Raw genomic sequence first — 17,462 nt, 5'->3', positions numbered from 1 at the left:
ATTGCAGATATCTATCTCACGAACAAGGAAGTTTGTGATAATGTAGCCACCTTAAGGTTCAATAAAGTACGTCCGACTTAATAAACAATACCGAAAGCCTATTCGGAACAATATATCGAACGAAGAAAAAGACAGGAAAAGACATGCAAAGTAGTGAACAAAATCAACTCAGAAAGGGACTGAGTGTTCGGCACATTCGCTTTATGGCTTTAGGGTCAGCGATTGGTACCGGCTTATTTTATGGGTCTGCTTCCGCAATTCAAGCGGCAGGGCCTGCTGTGCTACTCGCTTATATGGTCGGTGGTGCCGCTGTATTTATGGTCATGCGAGCCTTAGGCGAGATGGCTGTACATCACCCAGTACCCGGTTCATTCTCTCACTACGCTAGCCATTACATGGGGCCCTTAGCTGGTTTTTTAACTGGCTGGAACTACGTATTTGAAATGTTGGTCGTTTGCTTGGCTGATATTACCGCTTTTGGGATGTACATGGGGTTTTGGTTCCCTCATGTCGACCAATGGGTGTGGGTATTAAGTATCGTGCTATTTATTAGCGCACTCAATTTATGCCACGTTAAAATTTTTGGTGAAATGGAATTTTGGCTGTCTATCGTAAAAGTCTCTGCAATCATCGCAATGATTGTTGGTGGAGCCTTCTTAATGTTCTACGGCTTCGGCCAAGAAACTGACCATGCGGTGGGTATCCAAAATCTATGGGAACACGGTGGCTTTATGCCAAACGGCATTGAAGGCGTTATCGCGTCCTTAGCTATCGTAATGTTCGCCTTTGGGGGTATCGAAGTGATCGGTATTACCGCCAGTGAAGCGCAAAACCCAGAGAAAACTATTCCTAAAGCAATCAATGCGGTACCCATTCGTATTTTATTATTCTATGGCTTAACTCTTTTTATTCTGATGTGTATCTATCCGTGGAATCAAATTGGTCAAAATGGCAGTCCATTCGTCCAAATTTTTGATAGCTTAGGCATTCAATCAGCGGCAAATATCTTAAATATCGTGGTGATCACTGCGGCAATTTCAGCTATCAATAGTGATATTTTCGGTGCTGGTCGCATGATGTATGGTATGGCACAAGACAAACAAGCACCAAAAGTCTTTACCAAGTTGACGAAAAGTGGGGTGCCTTGGGTCACTGTACTGGTGATGTCTGTTGTCATGTTACTGGGCGTTTATTTAAACTACCTACTTCCAGAAAAAATCTTTGTGATTATTGCGTCAATCGCAACCTTTGCGACCGTTTGGGTCTGGTTAATGATACTACTTTCTCATGTCGCAATGCGCCGCCAAATGAGCCCTGAAGAGGTTAAAAAACTCAAATTCCCTGTACCGTTCTGGCCAATTGGCCCTGCAATTACTATCGCATTTATGGTCTTTGTTATCGCGCTACTTGGCTTCTTTAAAGATACACAAGTTGCCCTTCTCGTCGGGTTTGCATGGGTCGCTATATTGAGCGTCACCTTCTTTGTCATGCGTAAATTTCAAAAACCTTAATCGACTAAAGCATTCGTAAAGTAAATTTAGGCCCTATATTTATATGATATAGGGCCTTTTGTTACCTATTTTGGTATCAAATGAGCGCCTGCTTAATATCGGCAATCAAATCATTAGCGCTTTCTAACCCAACTGACAAACGAATAAGCCCATCACTAATCCCATACTGTTTTCGTTCCTCAGCAGTGTAAGTAGAATGGGTCATACTTGCAGGGTGCTGGGCCAATGACTCACAATCACCTAAGCTAACCGCACAAGAAAATAGCTGTAAACGGTTCAGAAACTGCTTACCCGCCTCAAGTCCCCCTCCAAGTTCAAAAGCAATCATCCCTCCAGGCAGCTTCATTTGCCTTTGAGCTAATGTGTATTGAGGAAAACTCGGTAAACCCGGATACATCACTTGAGAAACTTCAGATAGTGAGGCCAAATATTCCGCAACTTTCTGTGCATTCTCAACCACTCTTTCCATTCTGATTGGCAGTGTTTTCATTCCTCGCAATATCAGGTTTGCATCATGAGGGGATAAACATGCTCCAGTCATATCCTTCAGCCCAACCAATCTGATTTGCTTCGCTAATTCCTCAGTTGTTATAACAGCGCCAGCCATCACATCACCATGCCCATTCATATATTTCGTTAATGAATGAACAACGATATCCGCTCCAAGCTCAAGTGGTTTTTGAATGTAAGGAGTACAATAGGTATTATCTACTGTCACCAATATTTCTTGGTTATTTGCAAGGTTATATTGATGAACGATATTACTCACAGCATTAATATCAACTAAGCGCATATTTGGGTTTGCAGGTGATTCGAAAAATATCATCTTTGTTTTTTCAGTGAGTTCCTGTGCCACATTATTTGGGTCTCTCATATCAATGTGACGAACTTTGACACCAAATCGAGCTAACCCATGATGAAAGAATGCATATGTACAGCCATAAACCGTCATATCAACTAACAGCTCATCTCCTGGGCTTAGTAAGGTCCAAAGAGTCGATGTTATTGCCCCCATCCCTGAAGAAAATACAATTGCGGCATCCCCCTCTTCTAAATCAGCAAGCCGCTTTTCCAACAAACTTAATGTTGGGTTATTTATTCGTGTATAAATATACCCATCCGATTCACCGCTAAAACAAGCGGCACCTTCTTCAACACTATCAAATACGTAAGTTGACGTTTGATAAATAGGAGAAGCTAGTGATCCTAAATTTTCGGCTGCATCATAGTAATTATGTATCACACGCGTATCAAAAGAATACAGTCTATCTAATATCATACCACCTCCGAAATATTATCCCTCTTGGGGGGAAGACAATCGAGAACCCATTATTTGCAAGGTTCGTAAAACGGTACTAATTCCACGTAATGTATTTGGATCTTTTAATAAAGCATACACCGAACGAAAATTTGGATTTTTACTATTATATATTTCCTCCATTTTAGCCATATTATATGCAGTGCCGAATTCCCAGACTGGCGCTAGAGTATCCTCAAATGAGTTTGCCAGTTTTTCTACCGTGCTATTATCAGTAATGTCAATAAGGTCAGAAATTAGAGAAAGTAAATCAACAATATTATCTAAACGATTCAATTGTAATAGCGGTGCTAATTTGTCTGCGAAATGATCACCCGACTCAGAATTAAGAAGTTCAATTAGTTTACTTTGATTTTCATTATTAGACATTTTGATTTCCTCCTTAAACTAAGCCACGAATAGCAGCCCAATAAATACCTCTATTAAAGCCATTTCTTAGTAATCCCCCTAATTTAGTCGGAGGCGTAGGAATAACATCGTGTTTATAATCGTATTGTAAAGGCATCCCTGCAGTTAATCCCATTTGAGCAACAGCTTGAACTCGCCCATCATAGATAGCTGCCGGATAACCATAAATTAATTCTCCGCAGATATTATCAGCTATAATTGCAGCCTGATTATGACAGCTTCCACCTGCTTTACTGATCGGTAAATCAACGGTATCACCTATAACATAAACGCCATCAACACCATAAACTTGCATAGTTTCATGGTCGGTAGGTAACCAACCTTCACCATTATTATGCTCACTTAATCCGGTATTAATAACTGCCTCAACCGCGGTAATTGGCGGAGTACTGATCAATAAGTCGAAATTTTGCTCATCACCTTCTTTCGAATAAGCTATTTTTTTATCTGGATCAACTTTATCTAAAGTAAACCCTCTCTGAGCTTTAATATTTTTAGCAGTAAATACTTCAGGAATAACTTCACAAACAGGTTGTTGCATGAATAAACAGTTACGCAATAATTGTGAAACTGTTGGATAGGTATAAACGATTTCAATACTATCCCTAACTCGACGTTTACGTAAAAATTCATCAATCATTAATGTTGTTTCCATCGGCGCGATGCCACACTGATGGGGTACATTTGGCGTTTCAGGGAATGATACCGTAATAAAAATTCGACCTTTTTCAATCTTAGCAAGTTGATCTGCTAGCTTTCTCGATGCTTCATATGCATAAAAGTGGTTACCGATATCTTTTAAACCTTCAATTCGCTCAGGTTTAGGTATGCAACCTGTTGCAATCACAAGAAAATCATAGTTATATTTTTTTCCATGCTTAGAGTTTAGCGCTTTATTTTTAAAATCAAAATGCTCTATTTTATCAATGGCTAACTCTATTTCAGGTCTTAGCAATTCTCTTTCAGGGCGACTCAGTTCATCCTTAAAAAATAAATTAAAAGCAACATACATAAATGCAGGTTTATAATAATGGATTGAATTATCAGTAATTAATGTTATTTTTATTTTCTTCGAAAAAATTTCTCTACTCAATTTTCTAGCAAGTGTATTTGCTAGCATCGTCCCACCCGTTCCACCGCCAACAATAACTATATTTTTCATAACATTAACCACCATTTATATATAATTAAATTCTATACGACATACCACCTACCTGTTATAAATATAGTTCATAGTGAATTAATGCTAATACAATAATTAGAATATAATTTTAAAAACAACAATTAAAACTAATCACTTACATATATAAAACCTCTTGAGTAAGTTAATTTTTAAAATTATAATCTAGGAAATTATATTATATAAAAACCATTTCACTTAATAAGAATAATGTCCAACAATATCCCAACGAAATAAAACATCTTCAGCAACTTGGCCATATCCAATATTGTGCATAACTAAATAACTTTGTGTACTTGGTGACTTTATCGAAGTTACAACACCGATATGTGGCCGACCATTATCTAAACGCCAAGAGACAATATCGCCGGGAATATAATCACTGGCATTCTTTGATATAGGCTTTTTTTTCCCTTTTCGCGAGAAAAAAGCCTCTAAATTAGGTACACGACGATGATCAATATTTGTATCTGGCTTACGTAATCCCCATATACGTTGGCTGGGATATTGACTAAAGTTTGCTTTCATGTCTTCATGTACTAATTTTTGTAAATCAATACCAATTTTTCGGTAGCTTCGTATAACTACATCAGAACAGACACCATATTGTTCGGGCACATCACCATTTGGATAAGAAATTTGTCGATAAGATGAGTCATAAATAACTAAACGAGGCAACTGTTCAGCATGTTTTGCCAACAATAAGCTAGACCCATTAGCTATTTGTGCAAAAAAGAAAAGAATGTATAAAAACGATGATTTCAATCTGATATTCCCCATAAAAGTAGTTCATCGAATCTACAATTAAATACGAGGGAAAATAAGGGAGATAATCTTAATTACTTAGAAAGCGTAAATTTGGTCATAATAGGGTTATGATCAGAAGCATCTGTCGGTAGTACAGTGCTATCTTTAACGTTCAATCCACGATAAAACACGTAATCCAAAGGACGACCAAAAGCCTTAGTACGGTAATCATCACTAAATACAATTTCTTTCAAGCCTACACTGCGAATAAATCGTTTCAACGCATTCACACGCTGTCTACTCCATGCATTAAAATCACCTGCTAGGATTACTGGCCCTACATGTTTAGCAATATGAACACCTAATTTACTTAGTTGCCGAGTATAAACATCTACTCCAAAACTGAAATTAATTGCATGAACATTCGCTACCATCAAATGTTTTCCATTTGGTAGGGGATATACCGTAATCAACGCAGATTTAGCTAACCGTAAAAGTGGTTCTTTTTCTCTTAAAGGACAGCAATATATTGGGTGTGAAGCTGCAAGCGTCATCACACCAGCGGGATGAGGAGAAAAAGGTAATGCAGGTACTTGGTCAGCAATTAATTTGTGTGATGCAGCAAAAGATATTAGCTCAGGTGACATTTGAGCTTCTTGCAACAAAATAAGTTTTCTATCTTTCACTAACTCATTAAGTGTATATTTCCAATTTGGGCGCTGCTGCTTATAAATGTTCCATGTAACCACATCAAGAGTTTCACCCGCAGCAAATAGCGGTAAACCTATTGGAAGTGATTCTCCTAACATATGTACAGGCATGGGCTGAATACGTTTAGCGGGCTCACCTGCAATATACCGAACAGAATAGGTTCTTTTCGCCAAATTTGAAGTCCCTATATCACAGAAAAATAATGAAAATCTTACACTTTTTGATTAGTTACTGTAGGTAGTATATCAAATTTGAGGTGTTATAGCTTATCAAATTTAATGTAACTGCCATCTTAACCCTAGGGTCTTTAAGTTTTTCATTAGCGCTATCTATAAATGAGTAATGCTTCATGCCTTCTTTTACTACTCCCTTTGAAATGATAAGTATGTTAGGCACCCCACCTAAGCGGTATCATTCATCACCGTGATGGGCAAGCATCCAATCCACAATATTTATTTGATTTTATTAAAATTCCGCTACCCTAAATAATCTGTGAGCTGTTACTCACTACTTTGCATCACACACGCTCATTAATGATGGTGATAGATAGAGAGAGCCCTAAAAGTAGCTAAAAGAGATGAAGAGGGGATTAAAATTAGGGGTTAAAACATTAAGGAGCTAAGGAACTAAGGAACTAAGGAACTCAGGAACTAAAACTTAGACACCCCACCTAACCTCAACATCCACTGTTTTTCTTTTTTTCTCCAAACGCAAAAAAGCCACCCAATGGGTGGCTTTCTCACTAATTTAATGTCTGGCAGTTCCCTACTCTCACATGGGGAGACCCCACACTACCATCGGCGCTACGGCGTTTCACTGCTGAGTTCGGCATGGGGTCAGGTGGGACCACCGCGCTATTGCCGCCAGACAAATTCTGTTTTGTTCCCGTTTAGTTTTTTCTTCACTAAACCAGAACCTCAATCTCAAACAAGCTGCGTGTCCTTCACCTTTCGGCTTCTCACTTCTCGAAAACAACTCTATCTCTCTAAAACACCTTCGGTGTTGTCAGGTTAAGCCTCACGGTTCATTAGTATTGGTTAGCTCAACGTATCGCTACGCTTACACACCCAACCTATCAACGTCTTAGTCTTAAACGTTCCTTTAGGACCCTTAAAGAGTCAGGGAAGACTCATCTCAAGGCAAGTTTCCCGCTTAGATGCTTTCAGCGGTTATCTCTTCCGCACTTAGCTACCGGGCAATGCCATTGGCATGACAACCCGAACACCAGTGGTGCGTCCACTCCGGTCCTCTCGTACTAGGAGCAGCCCCTTTCAATCTTCCAACGCCCACGGCAGATAGGGACCGAACTGTCTCACGACGTTCTAAACCCAGCTCGCGTACCACTTTAAACGGCGAACAGCCGTACCCTTGGGACCTACTTCAGCCCCAGGATGTGATGAGCCGACATCGAGGTGCCAAACACCGCCGTCGATATGAACTCTTGGGCGGTATCAGCCTGTTATCCCCGGAGTACCTTTTATCCGTTGAGCGATGGCCCTTCCATTCAGAACCACCGGATCACTAAGACCTACTTTCGTACCTGCTCGAGCCGTCACTCTCGCAGTCAAGCTGGCTTATGCCTTTGCACTAACCGCATGATGTCCGACCATGCTTAGCCAACCTTCGTGCTCCTCCGTTACTCTTTGGGAGGAGACCGCCCCAGTCAAACTACCCACCAGACACTGTCCGCACCCCAGATAATGGGGCAACGTTAGAACATCAAACATTAAAGGGTGGTATTTCAAGGTTGGCTCCACGCAGACTGGCGTCCACGCTTCAAAGCCTCCCACCTATCCTACACATCAAGGCTCAATGTTCAGTGTCAAGCTATAGTAAAGGTTCACGGGGTCTTTCCGTCTTGCCGCGGGTACACTGCATCTTCACAGCGAGTTCAATTTCACTGAGTCTCGGGTGGAGACAGCCTGGCCATCATTACGCCATTCGTGCAGGTCGGAACTTACCCGACAAGGAATTTCGCTACCTTAGGACCGTTATAGTTACGGCCGCCGTTTACTGGGGCTTCGATCAAGAGCTTCTCCTTACGGATAACCCCATCAATTAACCTTCCAGCACCGGGCAGGCGTCACACCGTATACGTCCACTTTCGTGTTTGCACAGTGCTGTGTTTTTAATAAACAGTTGCAGCCAGCTGGTATCTGCGACTGGCTTCAGCTCCATGAGTAAATCACTTCACCTAATGCCAGCGTGCCTTCTCCCGAAGTTACGGCACCATTTTGCCTAGTTCCTTCACCCGAGTTCTCTCAAGCGCCTGAGTATTCTCTACCTGACCACCTGTGTCGGTTTGGGGTACGATTAATGATAATCTAGAGCTTAGAGGCTTTTCCTGGAAGCGGGGCATGAGCTACTTCATCACCGTAGTGACTCGTCATCGGACCTCAGCATATAGTGAACCGGATTTGCCTAATTCACCTGCCTACATCCTTAAACCGGGACAACCGTCGCCCGGATAGCCTAGCCTTCTCCGTCCCCCCATCGCAATTATCACCAGTACGGGAATATTAACCCGTTTCCCATCGACTACGCATTTCTGCCTCGCCTTAGGGGTCGACTCACCCTGCCCCGATTAACGTTGGACAGGAACCCTTGGTCTTCCGGCGTGCGGGTTTTTCACCCGCATTATCGTTACTTATGTCAGCATTCGCACTTCTGATACCTCCAGCATGCCTCACAGCACACCTTCACAGGTTTACAGAACGCTCCCCTACCCAACGAACGTATCCTTAAACTGACTGCCTGACGTTTCCGCCTCGACTTTGTTGGACGCATTGACGTCGCTTCGCTCCGTCAATCGTTTTGATACATTTGAGTATCACTTAATCAGTTTAAGTGATACGTTCGCTGCCGCAGCTTCGGTGCATAGTTTAGCCCCGTTACATCTTCCGCGCAGGCCGACTCGACCAGTGAGCTATTACGCTTTCTTTAAATGATGGCTGCTTCTAAGCCAACATCCTGGCTGTCTGAGCCTTCCCACTTCGTTTCCCACTTAACTATGACTTTGGGACCTTAGCTGGCGGTCTGGGTTGTTTCCCTCTTCACGACGAACGTTAGCACCCGCCGTGTGTCTCCCGTGATAACATTCTTCGGTATTCGTAGTTTGCATCGAGTTGGTAAGTCGGGATGACCCCCTAGTCGAAACAGTGCTCTACCCCCGAAGATGAGTTCACGAGGCGCTACCTAAATAGCTTTCGGGGAGAACCAGCTATCTCCCGGTTTGATTGGCCTTTCACCCCCAGCCACAAGTCATCCGCTAATTTTTCAACATTAGTCGGTTCGGTCCTCCAGTTAGTGTTACCCAACCTTCAACCTGCCCATGGCTAGATCACCGGGTTTCGGGTCTATACCCTGCAACTTATTCGCCCAGTTAAGACTCGGTTTCCCTACGGCTCCCCTATACGGTTAACCTTGCTACAGAATATAAGTCGCTGACCCATTATACAAAAGGTACGCAGTCACCCCATCCTCAAATGTCCCGCTTGGCTTTGCGGCCAATCTTGCCCGATTTTTTAACTTCCGCTGCTCATGGACTTCGATGTCCACTGCGCTGCGGCTTGAAAAAATCAGCCAATCTTGTTGGCAAATCCTGCGCTGTTATTGTGATGGTTTTACACCGTCACTCAATTGCCGAGGCACTTGAGTGATGGGGCTCCCACTGCTTGTACGTACACGGTTTCAGGTTCTATTTCACTCCCCTCGCCGGGGTTCTTTTCGCCTTTCCCTCACGGTACTGGTTCACTATCGGTCAATCAGGAGTATTTAGCCTTGGAGGATGGTCCCCCCATATTCAGACAGGATAACACGTGTCCCGCCCTACTCGTCGAGTTCACAACACTAACACCTTCGGATACGGGGCTATCACCCTTTACTGCCGGACTTTCCAGACCGTTCTCCTGATGCTAATGCTGATTAAGACTCTGGGCTGCTCCCCGTTCGCTCGCCGCTACTAGGGGAATCTCGGTTGATTTCTTTTCCTCGGGGTACTGAGATGTTTCAGTTCCCCCGGTTCGCTTCGTTTGACTATGTATTCATCAAACGATAGTGCAACGAATTGCACTGGGTTTCCCCATTCGGAAATCGTCGGTTGTAACGGTTCATATCACCTTACCGACGCTTATCGCAGATTAGCACGTCCTTCATCGCCTCTGATTGCCTAGGCATCCACCGTGTACGCTTAGTCGCTTAACCTCACAACCCGAAATTGTTTCAACGTTCACATTACTGTCATGGCTGTGCGTGGTGAACTTCTTCGTTGGGCAGTGCTCGCAATGCTCACGTACCTAAGTACGCTGCGCTTGCTGTGCGCTGTCCGCCTTGAATTTCACACTGCTCGCGCATGCCGCTCGAGTTTGTGACCGAAAATTTCAGGTCTGAAATTTTGAGAGACTCTCACATTGTTTAAGCGATAAACAATGTGCGTTGTTTTCAATTTTCAGCTTGTTCCAGATTGTTAAAGAGCATAATTATTCGCAATAGACTATTACTAATCTATTCTGAATAATCAGAAAAATTATGGTGGAGCTAAGCGGGATCGAACCGCTGACCTCCTGCGTGCAAGGCAGGCGCTCTCCCAGCTGAGCTATAGCCCCATAAAGGTATTTTCGGTATCAATTAATCTCTTTATAAGATTTTCTTATTCGGAGGTCTTTTTTCTTAGGCAAGGCGTGGATTAGCGAAGTTTACTTTTGGGTAAACGAGCTGAGCCATAACGCAGCATAAGAGAAAAGTGGTAGGCCTGAGTGGACTTGAACCACCGACCTCACCCTTATCAGGGGTGCGCTCTAACCACCTGAGCTACAAGCCTATCGATACCGCTACTCTATTTCATCAGACAATCTGTGTGAGCACTTCACAAAAACACTTCAATGGTAAGGAGGTGATCCAACCGCAGGTTCCCCTACGGTTACCTTGTTACGACTTCACCCCAGTCATGAATCACAAAGTGGTAAGCGCCCTCCCGAAGGTTAAGCTACCTACTTCTTTTGCAACCCACTCCCATGGTGTGACGGGCGGTGTGTACAAGGCCCGGGAACGTATTCACCGTAGCATTCTGATCTACGATTACTAGCGATTCCGACTTCATGGAGTCGAGTTGCAGACTCCAATCCGGACTACGACGTACTTTATGAGTTCCGCTTGCTCTCGCGAGGTCGCTTCTCTTTGTATACGCCATTGTAGCACGTGTGTAGCCCTACTCGTAAGGGCCATGATGACTTGACGTCATCCCCACCTTCCTCCGGTTTATCACCGGCAGTCTCCTTTGAGTTCCCGACCGAATCGCTGGCAACAAAGGATAAGGGTTGCGCTCGTTGCGGGACTTAACCCAACATTTCACAACACGAGCTGACGACAGCCATGCAGCACCTGTCTCAGAGTTCCCGAAGGCACCAAAGCATCTCTGCTAAGTTCTCTGGATGTCAAGAGTAGGTAAGGTTCTTCGCGTTGCATCGAATTAAACCACATGCTCCACCGCTTGTGCGGGCCCCCGTCAATTCATTTGAGTTTTAACCTTGCGGCCGTACTCCCCAGGCGGTCGATTTAACGCGTTAGCTCCGAAAGCCACTCCTCTAGGGAACAACCTTCAAATCGACATCGTTTACAGCGTGGACTACCAGGGTATCTAATCCTGTTTGCTCCCCACGCTTTCGCACCTGAGCGTCAGTCTTTGTCCAGGGGGCCGCCTTCGCCACCGGTATTCCTCCACATCTCTACGCATTTCACCGCTACACATGGAATTCTACCCCCCTCTACAAGACTCTAGCTGACCAGTCTTAGATGCCATTCCCAGGTTAAGCCCGGGGATTTCACATCTAACTTAATCAACCGCCTGCGTGCGCTTTACGCCCAGTAATTCCGATTAACGCTTGCACCCTCCGTATTACCGCGGCTGCTGGCACGGAGTTAGCCGGTGCTTCTTCTGTCGGTAACGTCAATCGCTGATGATATTAGCATCAACGCCTTCCTCCCGACTGAAAGTACTTTACAACCCTAGGGCCTTCTTCATACACGCGGCATGGCTGCATCAGGCTTGCGCCCATTGTGCAATATTCCCCACTGCTGCCTCCCGTAGGAGTCTGGGCCGTGTCTCAGTCCCAGTGTGGCTGATCATCCTCTCAGACCAGCTAGGGATCGTCGCCTAGGTGAGCCATTACCTCACCTACTAGCTAATCCCATATGGGTTCATCCGATAGCGCAAGGACCGAAGTTCCCCTGCTTTGCTCCTGAGAGATTATGCGGTATTAGCTACCGTTTCCAGTAGTTATCCCCCTCTATCGGGCAGATCCCCATACATTACTCACCCGTCCGCCGCTCGTCAGCGAGAAGCAAGCTTCCCCTGTTACCGCTCGACTTGCATGTGTTAGGCCTGCCGCCAGCGTTCAATCTGAGCCATGATCAAACTCTTCAATTAAAAGTAGCTTGATGCTCAAAGAATGTCTTACTGACCGTAACGTTCTTTTGTTCGGCTAACTTTGTCGGCTTCGCATCGCTTCCCCTCGCCGTACCTAAGTACTGCCTCGGGTTATCTCTGCTTGCCTTCGCGTTACCCTTCCAAAATAAGCGTTACTACCTTATTTCATATATATGAATTAACGTGTTAGTCACTCTTCAAGACTTAAAATCAAATATTTTTTTGATAGTGTCCTGTGAGTGCCCACACAGATTGTCTGATAAATTGTTAAAGAGCGTTGCAGCTTTTCTTTATGAAAACCAACCTTTCGGTCGTTGCTGCGAGGAGGCGTATATTACGTTTTCCTCCGTGAGAGTCAAGCAATTTTTTGCTTTTTCTTTTTCAGAATCTCTCGCTGCCGTTTCAGTGTTCATCGCGCTTTGCGTTGTCTTGTTCCCGGTCAGTGGTGGCGCATTATAGGGAGTCAGAAAAATCTGGCAAGTGTTTTTTTGAAAAAAATTTTCAAGTGGTGATATTTTATACTTTACGCCCAATTATCAAGCAAAAAAAGTGATTTTATACGTAATTTGATATAAAAAAGGTGGCTAACAATAGCCACCTTTTGATTTTACAATAATATCAATTACTGTTTAGCAACGATTTCGTCATTTTCTACATCTAAAACGACAGGTTTACCTGGTAATAACTTACCTGACAAGATTTCTTGTGCCAGAGGGTTTTCAATTTCCTGCTGAATTGCGCGTTTTAATGGCCTTGCTCCGAAGATTGGGTCAAAACCAGCCTCCCCAATTTTCTCCAGTGCAGCAGGTGTCGCACTGACTTCATAACCGTGCTCTTCAAGACGTTTATATAAACGAGCCAATTGAATATTGGCAATATTCGTAATTTGCTCTTTACCTAATGGATGGAATACAACAACTTCATCTATACGGTTAATAAATTCAGGTCTGAAACTATGGGATACCACTTCCATCACCATATCTTTCATTTCTGAGTAACCAATCATGCCAAATCTTTCTTGGATTAAGTCAGAACCCAAGTTAGATGTCATGATAATCACCGTATTACGGAAGTCCACTGTTCTACCTTGTCCATCCGTTAAACGCCCGTCATCAAGCACTTGTAATAAAATGTTGAAAACATCAGGGTGTGCTTTCTCAACTTCATCCAATAAAATGACTGAATATGGACGACGTCTAACCGCTTCAGTTAAATACCCACCTTCTTCGTAACCGACATATCCTGGAGGTGCACCCACTAAACGTGATACCGCATGTTTTTCCATAAATTCAGACATATCGATACGAACCATTGCATCATCGCTATCAAACATGAAATTTGCTAACGCTTTACACAATTCAGTTTTACCTACCCCTGTTGGCCCTAAGAACATAAACGAGCCAATTGGGCGGTTCGGGTCTGATAACCCTGCACGACTACGACGAATTGCATTCGATACTGCAACTACCGCTTCATCTTGTCCAATAACACGCTGATGGAGTTGCTGTTCCATACGTAACAGTTTTTCTCTTTCACTTTCTAGCATTCGAGATACAGGGATGCCAGTCCAACGAGCTAAGATTTCAGCAATTTCGACATCTGTTACTTTGTTACGTAACAGTTTCATGCTTTTGCCTTCAGCTTTGGTTGCCGCTTCAAGCTGTTTCTCTAATTCTGGAATTTTACCGTATTGCAATTCGGACATTTTTGCCAAATCACCCATACGGCGTGCTTTTTCCATCTCGATACGTGTATTTTCAAGTTCAGCTTTAATATGCTGAGTACCTGTTAATGATGCTTTTTCAGCTTTCCATTCTTCTTCTAACGCAGAGTACTCACGTTCTTTCTCTGCGAGCTCTTCTTCTAACATCTCAAGACGTTTTTTACTTGCATCATCCGATTCTTTTTTAAGCGCTTGCTGTTCAAGTTTGAGCTGAATAATACGGCGTTCCAGCCTATCTAAGGATTCAGGTTTCGAATCCATTTGCATACGTAAACTTGCACCCGCTTCATCAATTAAATCAATCGCTTTGTCAGGTAACATACGGTCAGTAATATAGCGATGCGATAACGTTGCCGCTGCCACAATCGCCGGGTCAGTTATTTGAACGTGGTGATGCAGTTCATAACGTTCTTTTAAACCACGTAAAATAGCAATTGTGTCTTCAACGGATGGCTCAGCCACATACACTTTTTGGAAACGACGCTCTAAAGCAGGGTCTTTCTCAATGTATTGGCGATACTCATCCAATGTGGTAGCGCCAACACAGTGTAATTCACCGCGAGCCAACGCAGGTTTTAACATGTTACCCGCATCCATCGCACCATCTGCTTTACCTGCACCAACCATGGTGTGTAATTCATCAATAAACAGAATGACGTTACCTTCCTGTTTGGCAAGATCATTTAGAACAGCTTTCAGACGCTCTTCAAACTCACCACGATATTTCGCACCCGCAATCAGCGCCCCCATATCAAGGGATAATACACGTTTGTTTTTTAACCCTTCTGGAATTTCACCATTAACAATACGTTGTGCTAACCCTTCAACAATTGCTGTTTTACCTACACCTGGTTCACCAATCAGCACAGGGTTATTTTTAGTACGACGTTGCAGTACTTGAATGGTCCGACGTATTTCTTCATCTCGACCAATTACTGGGTCTAATTTGCCTTGCTCTGCACGTTCAGTTAAATCAACCGTATATTTTTTCAAGGCTTGGCGCTGGTCTTCAGCGCTTTGGTCATTCACTTTTTCTCCACCACGCATCTGTTCTATTGCCTTTTTTAAATTATCTTTATTAACACCTGCTGCTTTGAGCATGTCTGCTAATGTCGTATTGGCTTCTAAAGCGGCGACAAGAAATAATTCTGAGGAGATAAATTCATCTCCGTGCTTTTGTGCCAATTGATCACATAAATTCAAATGACGCATTAAGTCACTTGATGGTTGAACATCTCCCGCAACACCTTGCACTTGAGGTAAACGCCCTAATGCATCTTCGACTTTTTGCTGGAATTGTACGGCATTCACGCCTAACGTCGTCAGCAATGGACGAACTGTGCCACCCTCTTGATTAAACAGGGCACTTAATAGATGAATAGGTTCAATAAACTGGTTTTCGCGCCCAAGGGCTAGTGATTGGGCGTCAGCGAGAGCTTGCTGGAATTTATTAGTTAAACGGTCCAGACGCATAACACCTCCAATAAATGAGATTAAATTTGCTACTGGATACTAGATGAGGTCAGTTTTTAAATATTCAAGTTTTGCAAGGAATTATTTTTGATATATCCGTTAATTTAGAACAAAACCCCAATACTAGGTATTTATCCATATCAATGAAGCCATCCTGCCGGTTTTTCCTTCCCTTCGATAGGAAAAAAATCTGTTTTCATCTGTTACTGTACAAAAATCACCACCATAGACCTTCGTTACGCCAGCAGCCCGTAGTTTTTTACGTGCTAATAAATAAATGTCAGCGAGATATTTATCATTATAAGGAACAAAAGCAGAGGCTAAATCAGATGATTGATTAACAAAAGCCTCTTTGACTTCCTTACCGACTTCAAATTTCTCAGCACCAATAGCGGGGCCAAGCCAAGCGATAATTTCATTTGCAGGGCTAATAAATTGATTGATTGTATTTTCAAGAACCCCATGACATAGGCCGCGCCACCCTGCATGGGCTGCAGCCACTTCCGTTCCTGCTTGATTAGTCAATAACACAGGCAAGCAATCCGCAGTCATAATGGCACAAACTTGGCCAACCTGATTACTGTACACGGCGTCCGCTTGCCTATTATGAATTTTATCACCAACAAGCTGAAGCACATCCGTTCCATGAACTTGCTCAAGCCAAACTGGTTGTTGTGGTAGCTGAGCAAGCGTCTCAAGGCGTTGACGATTTTCACTGACGGCATTGGGTATATCCCCAACATGATCACCTAAATTCAAGCTATCAAAAGGTGGCAGGCTCACACCACCCACTCGAGTTGTACTACAGCTAGCTATGTTTTTAGGTTGCGGCCAATCAGGGAAAATCAATGTATTCATTACCAGTCCATATCGTCTTTATGCAGTTCAGTGTCTGCTTTTAGAGCTTCTATAAGCTTAACCATATCATCAGGTAACGGTGCATGCCACTCCATTTGAATACCTGAGATTGGGTGATATAAGCGTAACATAGTGGCATGCAGTGCTTGCCTATCAAAATTACGCATGACCTCTAAAAATTCTTCGGTCGCCCCTTTTAGTGGGCGCGGGCGGCCACCGTATAAGGGATCACCAATTAATGGATGATTGATATGAGCCATATGAACACGAATTTGGTGAGTTCTGCCCGTCTCCAGACGTAAACGTAAACGAGTATGGGCTCTAAAGTGTTCCATCACACGATAATGTGTTACGGCAGGTTTACCCATTGGGTGCACAGCCATATGGGTTCGTTTAGTTGGATGACGAGAGATAGGTTCTTCTACCATGCCACCCGCTGTCATACGGCCGACCGCAACCGCTTCATATTCACGCGTAATTTCTCTACGTTGCAATGCTTCTACAAGGTGTGTTTGAGCTGGAACTGTTTTTGCGACAACCATTAAGCCTGTCGTGTCTTTATCTAAACGATGAACAATACCTGCTCTCGGCACATCAGCAATTTCAGGATAACGATATAACAACGCATTAAGAATTGTGCCATCTGGGTTTCCAGCTCCAGGGTGGACAACTAAATCACGCGGTTTATTAATAATTAGGATATCTTCATCTTCATAAATCACATTAAGTGGGATATCTTGTGGTTCCCAGCGATTATCTTCTTCAATGAGGGCATCGATTAAAATTTGTTCGCTGCCAAAAACTTTTTCTTTTGGCTTATTGATAACTTTGCCATTAACCTGCACTCTATCAGCTAAAATCCATTCTTTTATGCGAGAACGTGAATAATCAGGGAACAATTCGGCCAAAGCCTGATCTAAACGTTGACCAAGCTGTGATTCAGCGATAGTTGCACTAAGTTGTACTTGTTGAGCCATAAATTAATCTACTTTTTGGTGTTTGTATTTTGACGGCAGTGCCGTTTCATTTAAAATATATGCTATTGTAACTCGAATTTTGCCGGGAGCCTTATGGATAGACTCCCTCGAAACACTCAGAGGATAACCTAC

9 protein-coding genes, 2 tRNA genes and 3 rRNA genes are annotated in these 17,462 nt (G+C 43.3%); 1 reads left to right on the top strand and 13 read right to left on the bottom strand.

What is annotated here, in order from left to right:
• Positions 1-143 precede the first annotated feature (143 nt).
• Positions 144-1,511, top strand: coding sequence for an amino acid permease (locus PZ638_RS04630; protein ID WP_094960907.1), 1,368 nt, complete (start codon positions 144-146; stop codon positions 1,509-1,511).
• A 76-nt stretch (positions 1,512-1,587) separates the two neighbouring features.
• Here the strand turns inward: PZ638_RS04630 and megL are convergent, their stop codons facing one another.
• The 13 genes from megL to rluD form a co-directional block, all read right to left on the bottom strand.
• Complete coding sequence (megL, locus tag PZ638_RS04625; RefSeq protein ID WP_272674861.1) at positions 1,588-2,790, bottom strand: methionine gamma-lyase; 1,203 nt, start codon at positions 2,788-2,790, stop codon at positions 1,588-1,590.
• Between the two features lie 15 nt (positions 2,791-2,805).
• Complete coding sequence (locus PZ638_RS04620; protein ID WP_094960905.1) at positions 2,806-3,198, bottom strand: helical membrane plugin domain-containing protein; 393 nt, start codon at positions 3,196-3,198, stop codon at positions 2,806-2,808.
• Between the two features lie 13 nt (positions 3,199-3,211).
• Positions 3,212-4,399, bottom strand: a complete 1,188-nt coding sequence (locus tag PZ638_RS04615; protein ID WP_112307819.1) for an NAD(P)/FAD-dependent oxidoreductase — start codon at positions 4,397-4,399, stop codon at positions 3,212-3,214.
• Positions 4,400-4,615: 216 nt separating this feature from the next.
• Entirely contained in the window at positions 4,616-5,197 is a 582-nt protein-coding gene (locus PZ638_RS04610; protein ID WP_172766844.1) for a DUF1287 domain-containing protein, read from the bottom strand.
• Positions 5,198-5,256: 59 nt separating this feature from the next.
• Positions 5,257-6,048 (bottom strand): endonuclease/exonuclease/phosphatase family protein, encoded by a 792-nt coding sequence (locus PZ638_RS04605; RefSeq protein ID WP_036958303.1) that lies wholly within the window; start codon positions 6,046-6,048, stop codon positions 5,257-5,259.
• Positions 6,049-6,627: 579 nt separating this feature from the next.
• Positions 6,628-6,743, bottom strand: a 5S ribosomal RNA gene (gene rrf, locus PZ638_RS04600).
• A gap of 138 nt (positions 6,744-6,881) precedes the next feature.
• A 23S ribosomal RNA gene (locus tag PZ638_RS04595) occupies positions 6,882-10,078 on the bottom strand.
• A gap of 325 nt (positions 10,079-10,403) precedes the next feature.
• Positions 10,404-10,479, bottom strand: a tRNA-Ala gene (locus PZ638_RS04590).
• A gap of 138 nt (positions 10,480-10,617) precedes the next feature.
• Positions 10,618-10,694, bottom strand: a tRNA-Ile gene (locus tag PZ638_RS04585).
• A 65-nt stretch (positions 10,695-10,759) separates the two neighbouring features.
• Positions 10,760-12,299, bottom strand: a 16S ribosomal RNA gene (locus PZ638_RS04580).
• The 16S, 23S and 5S rRNA genes sit together here with 2 tRNA genes alongside, the layout of an rRNA operon.
• Positions 12,300-12,921: 622 nt before the next feature.
• Entirely contained in the window at positions 12,922-15,495 is a 2,574-nt protein-coding gene (clpB, locus tag PZ638_RS04575) for an ATP-dependent chaperone ClpB (protein WP_094962020.1), read from the bottom strand.
• A gap of 123 nt (positions 15,496-15,618) precedes the next feature.
• A complete protein-coding gene (yfiH, locus tag PZ638_RS04570; protein ID WP_094962021.1) occupies positions 15,619-16,353 on the bottom strand; it encodes a purine nucleoside phosphorylase YfiH in 735 nt (244 codons plus the stop codon).
• Complete coding sequence (gene rluD / locus PZ638_RS04565; RefSeq protein ID WP_004264836.1) at positions 16,353-17,330, bottom strand: 23S rRNA pseudouridine(1911/1915/1917) synthase RluD; 978 nt, start codon at positions 17,328-17,330, stop codon at positions 16,353-16,355. Before rluD ends, yfiH begins: the two co-directional genes overlap by 1 nt.
• Positions 17,331-17,462 lie beyond the last annotated feature (132 nt).

It is taken from the genome of Providencia hangzhouensis (genome assembly GCF_029193595.2).
In the GTDB taxonomy this organism is placed as follows: domain Bacteria; phylum Pseudomonadota; class Gammaproteobacteria; order Enterobacterales; family Enterobacteriaceae; genus Providencia; species Providencia hangzhouensis.
Note: the sequence above shows the minus strand (reverse complement) of the source record. Positions and strands in the feature narration are given on the sequence as shown.